At 38.3% G+C, this 7,278-nt stretch carries 5 protein-coding genes; all 5 read right to left on the bottom strand.

The window, feature by feature from the left end:
• A partial coding sequence (locus tag HMPREF9074_RS04120; RefSeq protein ID WP_034539756.1) for a beta-N-acetylhexosaminidase occupies positions 1-1,136 on the bottom strand: 1,136 nt, incomplete at its 3' end.
• Between the two features lie 84 nt (positions 1,137-1,220).
• Positions 1,221-3,008: a RagB/SusD family nutrient uptake outer membrane protein gene (locus HMPREF9074_RS04115; RefSeq protein WP_009733849.1), complete on the bottom strand. Its 1,788-nt coding sequence runs from the start codon at positions 3,006-3,008 to the stop codon at positions 1,221-1,223.
• Between the two features lie 25 nt (positions 3,009-3,033).
• Positions 3,034-6,129, bottom strand: a complete 3,096-nt coding sequence (locus HMPREF9074_RS04110; RefSeq protein ID WP_009733850.1) for a SusC/RagA family TonB-linked outer membrane protein — start codon at positions 6,127-6,129, stop codon at positions 3,034-3,036.
• Between the two features lie 144 nt (positions 6,130-6,273).
• Entirely contained in the window at positions 6,274-7,035 is a 762-nt protein-coding gene (locus HMPREF9074_RS04105; RefSeq protein WP_009733851.1) for an acyl-[acyl-carrier-protein] thioesterase, read from the bottom strand.
• A 9-nt stretch (positions 7,036-7,044) separates the two neighbouring features.
• The coding region (locus tag HMPREF9074_RS04100) for an HAD family hydrolase (RefSeq protein WP_034539754.1) at positions 7,045-7,278 on the bottom strand (234 nt) is incomplete at its 5' end.

Here is a 7,278-nt window from a genome sequence, read left to right as displayed (position 1 = left end):
TTAGGAAGGTCGTCTTTTGCTTGTGGATAGTCGAAATAGGCATACTCCCCGGGCGAACATATCACTTTGAAATTGTCTTTTAACGCGCGTTCTAACACTTTAGGGGTAGTACGCATCCGCCACAAAAACATTACACTATTCTGTGGATAAGTAGGCACTTCTAGCTCCATCCATATGAGCGGTTGTTTGCCATTTTTCACTAAGGACTCATTTACTCTTTTGAAAAAGTAACTCATCAACTGCTGGTCGTCAGTAGTCTGCAGTTTTTTCTTAAGCTGTTGTACTTCAGCATTTTCAATCCATTTATCTAAGGGCGCTTCATCACCCCCAATATGGAAATACTTGCAAGGAAACACCTCTGACAGCTCGCTGATAACATCATCTACAAATGTATAAACAGACTCTTTGCTTACACACAAGAGGTTTTTAGATACCCCCGCTGTAGTGCGTACCTCTATGATTGTATCATTGCAACTAAGGAAAGGATAAGCTGCTACTGCCGCATCATTATGACCAGGGATATCAAACTCTGGTATTAGCTGTACATTGCGCTCTAAAGCGTAACGCACCAACTCTTTCATCTGCTCTTGGGTATAAAAGCCTTCGTTATTGCGCTTACTACCCTCGAAGTTTTTGCGTTTTGAGCCTATCTCTGTCAGTTTAGGATATTTTTTTATCTCTATACGCCATCCTTGATCGTCATTAAGATGCAAATGCAGGTAATTGAATTTGTACTGAGACATCACATCTATATACTTCTTCAGGTCGTCTATCTTCCAATAATGACGAGCAGGATCGACCATTAAGGCGCGGTAGGCAAAACGAGGCGCATCAGTAATGGTAAGGCAAGGCAACGACTGTTTGCGTTCTTTTTTTGCCTGAAATACCAACTGCTTAAGTGTTTGCTCAGCATAGTATTTACCTGCTTCAGTAGCGTATTTAGCCACTATTTTCTTAGGTTGAATAAGCAGCTGATAGCCTTCAGGATGAGCTATTTGCGCATCTTTTAAATAAGTAATAGGCGTATCAATAGCACAAGTGCCTTTGTGATAACGCACTTCATTAGGCTGAGGCACTACATTTATCTGTGCCGAAAGCCCCCAACTAAACAGAAGTAAAAAATAATATAGTTTCATAAGTGTTAGAATTCAAAAGAGCACTGCCTAAAAGAAAAATCATTTTCTCTCAGACAGTTGCTCTTATTATCTACAAAGTTCAAATTAATATCCTGGATTTTGGTTCATTCCTGAATTTTTGTTTTTATCTAAAGCTGTAGTAGGCAGTGGCATATACATTAAACGTTGGTTCCAAACCTTATCCACTCCTGGATTTCCTACTACATCATAAATTTTACCTGTCATTACTGCACTTGCAGCTTCACTGCCTTTATAACCACCATTTCGCTGGTTATCTTCATACAGCCTAATATCAAAGAAACGCAATCCTTCACCGGCAAGTTCTATACGGCGTTCTTTGCGGATAAAGTCAAGAGCATCGTTTTTCGAAAGAGCTGTAGGCACATTAGGCATACCTGCCCGTACTCGTAGTTTGTTAAGTTCAGCCACTGCAGAACCATCATAGCCTGTATTTTGAGTATGAGCTTCAGCATAAATGAGCAACATTTCAGCCAATCGAATTACGGGGAAATCTACTCCAGTACCATAATAACCTCCTCCCCATATAGTAGTCACATCATCTGCTCCACTCATCTTTCTAAAAGCATAACCACTACGCCCATAATTTACCACATCGGGTATATATTGCTGGTATTCATCAGCACGATATTTATTAATAGCTGAGAAAGGGAAAAGAATTGAAGCGTACAAACGGCTATCTCTGTTTTTAAACTGACTTAAGTAGGCTTTATTTGGCAATGAGTTGACTATGCTATTGACTGCTTGGCTATAAGTAAGATGATTATTTGTTTCTATAGCACTCACTTCTGCTGCCAATGCTTTATAAGCATCGATACGTTGCTGCATTGTAGCAAGGGTTGGACGTGTTTTACCATCTGCTGCCCAATAAGCATCTACTAATTCTTGTATAGGCACAATTGTAGCCCATGCTTGTTTTTCGACTAAGTTAGGTGTCATTAGACAAGTAACTCGTACCCAATCGCATTCGCGTTCGTTAGGTGCATACTCTTTAGCAATGATAGTTTCTTTGCTATTATCAGCTTGCCAAATATCCTGATAGTTAAAAATACCTTTTATAAAATCTGTTTCACTAAGCCCATAAGCTGAAAAATCAACAAACTTTTTAAAATATTCAGCATCTTTCATCATTTGAGGGGTAAGTGCTGTTATTTGGTGTAACTGATAACCTCCGTTATCTATCACATAACGAGCAGCAGTTTCAGCTTGGTCATATTTACCAAAGTAATAAGCAAGACGAGCTTTGATAGCATATGCTTTTACCTTGTTAAAAGTACCTCTATCATTAACAGAAGGGAGCCCTGCTATAGCTTCGTCTAACTCTTTAAGCACCCAAGTTCTAATTTCAGTAGCAGAAGTTTTCGGTAATCCATCAGGGTAATCATTAGCAATTTTAGTCACAAGAGGAACATCACCAAAGTAAAGGGTCAAACAGCCATAAACCCAAGCACGCATTGTTCGTGCTTCGTACTTATACTTTTCTCTATCATTAGCAGGTACTTCAGTAAAATCATCTATTTTTTCGAGTAATTGATTACAAACGCGTACAGATGAATAATAGCCTTCGTAACCAAAATCTAAACTTGCCGTAAGCGAGTTATTTTGTACGGCTGCCCCATTGCTATCCCAAGCATTTCGGGAATATCCGTTATCGGCAAAACCATCTGTAAAGATACTTCCATATCCTTCTGGTATTTGGTTATAGATATTATTTCTAAGACCAACCGCTAATTCAGCATCTATTTTTGAAGGGTCTAAGCTTCCTTGTGGTGTTTTCTCAAAGAAATCATCACTACAACTCACTATTGCCATCAAAGCAACAGCAGCAAGCATTTTTTGTATGATTGTTTTCATTATTTATTCTGTATTTAAATTAAAGTTAGAATGAAAAAGAAAGACCAGCAGTATAATTTTTAATACCTAATGAATAGCCACGACCACTAGCTACTTCGGGGTCAAAGTCTTTCATACGTTTATCAGCTCTGAAAGTAAAGAGGTTATCGCCTGAAATATATACACGTGCATTAGTAACTCCTAACATTTTTTGCACATTATTTGGCAAAGAGTAACTAAGAGTAATATTCTTAATTCTGAAATAAGCAGCGTTAAATAACCAGAAAGAAGAATTATGGCTATTGTATTTGAATCGAGGGTCTGAAGGGACAAATAGTTTAGGATAGCTTGCTCCCTGATTGTTAGCTGTCCAATAATCTAATTGCCAATCACGGGGTACTGAGTTATCAAAAAATGCTTGTGAGGCTTCATTTTCTAAATATACCTTTACATTGGCTACTCCTTGCCCTAGAACTGAAAGAGTAAACTTCTTATAATTGATATCTAAGTTGAAACCATAAGTAAAATTAGGTACATCATTACCTACTACTGTACGGTCTTTAGAATTTATAACCTTATTTCCATCTTGATCTACATAGCGTATCATACCTTCTTCAGGAGCTTGATCTTCTAACGGTATAATTCTATTATTAGCAATATCGTCTTTTGAATAAAGTCCATCTGCTTCATACATATAGAAGTCGCCTATAGATCCTCCTTTTTTATAGATCCAGTAACTACTTGGAGGAAGTTCATCTACTTTATCCCCCAAATCTTCAATGATATTCTTGTTATAAGTAGCATTGAAAGAGATATTATATGAAAAGTCATTAAACTCTTTATGGTGAGAAACTACAAATTCTACTCCTTTATTACGTACCTTTCCTACATTGCGTGCAGGTATCTGACTTGATGAAAGTCCTGTCTCTCCCATTATATCATTTGCACGAATTAGGATACCATCAGTAAGACGGTTATAATAGTCAAAAGTAAGTCCAAAAAGACCTTTAGCTATACTCAAGTCTATACCAAAGTCGGTAGTAGTAGTACTTTCCCAAGTAAGGTCTTTATTACCAATTCTTCCTTCTGTAAGGACTGATTGGCTTTGCCCTCCTATTAGAGCTGTCCCTGTATTATTATAGGTAGAATATGTATCGTACAAACCTATGTTATTGATATTACCATTCTTACCCCAAGAAGCACGTAGTTTGAGAGCATCAATCCAAGTAAGATTTTTCATAAAATCTTCTTGTTCTACACGCCAACCAGCTGAAAAAGAAGGGAAATAGCCCCAGCGCCCTTGTTTAGCAAAACGTGAAGAAGCATCGGCACGGAAATTGGCTTCAAGAAGATATTTTTGAGCATACGTATAGCCTAACCTACCAAAAAAGGAACCTATACTTTCATCTAAGTAATAATCCTCATCCTTACTATTAGTAGTAATTTGGTCACCTTCTTTTACTGAACCTCCGGTAAAATCATTCATACTATTACTTGCAAAGTTTTTACGTCCTATAGTGATACGTCTGTATTTGTACACATTAGCGGCTGCTCCAAGCATTACTGTTAGTGAATGTTTTTCATTAAAAACGGGGTCATAATTTAGCCAACCATCATAAGAAAACTTATCTGAGTATAACCAATCCATATCCATTTGGTTTACTTTAGAACCAGACCCAGCAATATTAGTAACAGCAGGATTTAAAAAACTGGGTACCCCTTTGCGTTTATTGATAAATGAAAATCCACGATAATCTAAATAGTTATACCCAAATTGATTGGTAATTTTAACATCTTTTATAGGGCGTATTTCTGCAGATAAAGAACCTAACAAACGGCGAGTAGTAGAGTTAGCACGCCCGTTTTCTGCCCATTGACGCAATGGGTTAGCAGAAGTTTCTTCACCCGTAGTTTGCCTGCCATTTCGCACAGAGCCCCACTCTCCGTTAGAGTGTTTAGCTACTTGGGTAGGAGGTACTCGCAACGATTCAACAAAATTTGCACCTCCGTTATCTCTATTAAACTTCTCGTATACTACATTTATATTAGAAGTAATAGTAAGCCATTTTTTTACTTCAGAAGATGTTTTAGAATTGATGTTATAACGTTTGGTATCTTGCCCGCGAGTCATACTCTCGTCTTTAAGGAAACCAACACCTACTACATAGGTAAATTTATCTGAACCTCCTGAAAACTGAATATTATGTTTGTTTAAAAAACTTTGTTTTCGCAAGATAAGATCAAACCAATTAGTATTAGGATAGCGGTCTGGATCTGAACCATCGCGATATTTACGTATCATTTCATCATTGAAAGTAAGGTTAGCCTCAGTTACCCCTGTATTGCGCTCGGCTTCTCTATACATTTCAGCATATTGGGCTGAACTTACCACTTTAGGCAAATAAGTAGGCATCTGTATAGTGGTAGAGCCATCATAACTAATTTGCATTACACCTTTCTTACCCGATTTAGTAGTAACAAGCACTACCCCATAGGCAGCTTTTGCACCATAAATAGCTGCTGATGAAGCATCTTTGAGAAAAGAAATATTTTCAATGCTATTAGGATCAAGAGACTCGAAGAAACCACTACTTACCTCCATACCATCTACTATGTATAGAGGGCTTGAACTACCTAAGTTACCTCTACCACGAATGTTAAGAGACGTACCTCCTGGACGAGAAATAATAGTAACACCAGGCACTGAACCTTGCAGTGTTTTTACAATGTTTGACGAAGGGCGACTCTCAAGTTTTTTACTATCTACTGAAGCTACTGCTCCTGTAAGATTTGTTTTCTTCTGAGTACCATACCCTACTACTACTACTTCGGTAAGCTGTTGGGTGTCTTCTTTTAACGTTATGTTAAACTTTTGCACCTTTGCTGCCCCTACAGTTCTCTCTTGGGTAGCATAGCCTACTGAACTAAACACCAATACACTGCCTTGTGCTGCCTCTATGGCGTATTTACCGTCCATATCGGTAGCAATACCATGTGTAGTGGCTTTCACTTGTACACTCACCCCTGGTAGAGGCGAGCCTGTTTCATCGGTTACTATACCGGAAATTTGTTTGTTTTGCGCTAAGAGCACAGGGCTAAAACCCCATACTAACATTAGCAGTAAGAAGATTTTTCTTTCCATACTTCTAAAACTTTCTATTGGTTTTTCACGGAGCAAAGATGCGATAAAAAAGAAAAACAAACAAATATTTTAGAAGTTTTTTGTGATTTATTTTGTTAAAAATTTAACACTCCTTATAATATAAGTAAAAAACAAGAAACAAAATTATATTCTCTCTGCTATCCAGTGTGATATAAAGGCAGGTTTGGCTCCTCCTATCTTTTGGGCATAGTGGTAAGTTTCTACTACATTATGAGCTTCATCTAAATATCGCCCTTTGCTCTTAAAGCCTTGCATCACATCGCCCATAAAGGTTTCTGATAGAAAATTGATACTGTACTCTTTGATAACAAACTCACGGTGATTGCGCTCTGTCATCATATCGAGTGCCCACTGGGTGTATTTCACATTATTTACGTGCGAGTTCATATCTAAATCGCTGACACGCACAGGAAACTCTTTTACTAAGTTCATTTCGCTGGGTAAGGTAATGCGCTCCGTGCGAAACGAGAGTCCGCCGTCTGTGCGAGGAAAGAATATTTCTTGCTGGTCGGTTAGCTCAATAGGACGGCGAGACTGTATGTCCATTGTTATCCAAGTGCTGGCACTCTCTCCTATTTTCTCGCCTTTGCAGTAAAGTTCAAATTCGCGAAAAGCATATACCCCTTGTATGGGCAACGACCACGTATGTACTGTAATTTGCTCATTCCACTCAGGCCAACGGGTCATTTTGAGTTTTTGTTGCACCAATGCCCAGAAAAAGCCTTTCTGTATGAGCTGACGGTAACCAAAACCGAGGTATGAAGCGTGTTCGGCAGCTATATCTTGTAGCATACCAAGTACACCATAAAGTCCTAATTGATTATTGAGGTTTACCTGTGTGCTACGCACTTTATAGGTTTCTGTAAAGATTGTTTTATTATCCATTTTAATAAATTATAAATTTTGAATTACTTTTTGAATGGTTCGCACTACGCCGGCTTCATTATTGTCGTATTCGGTAACGTGGGCGGCAAGAGCTTTAAGCTCGTCTTGAGCATTTTTCATCGCATAGCTGTGAGTGGCACATTGTATCATCTCTACATCATTTAGATGGTCGCCAAAAACCATTGTTTCATCTGGAGTGATACCCAAATGTGCCTGCAGATGACTGATAGCATCGCCCTTATT

Origin of the sequence: Capnocytophaga sp. oral taxon 329 str. F0087, assembly GCF_000213295.2 — a bacterium.
GTDB classification, from domain to species: domain Bacteria; phylum Bacteroidota; class Bacteroidia; order Flavobacteriales; family Flavobacteriaceae; genus Capnocytophaga; species Capnocytophaga leadbetteri_A.
Note: the sequence above shows the minus strand (reverse complement) of the source record. Positions and strands in the feature narration are given on the sequence as shown.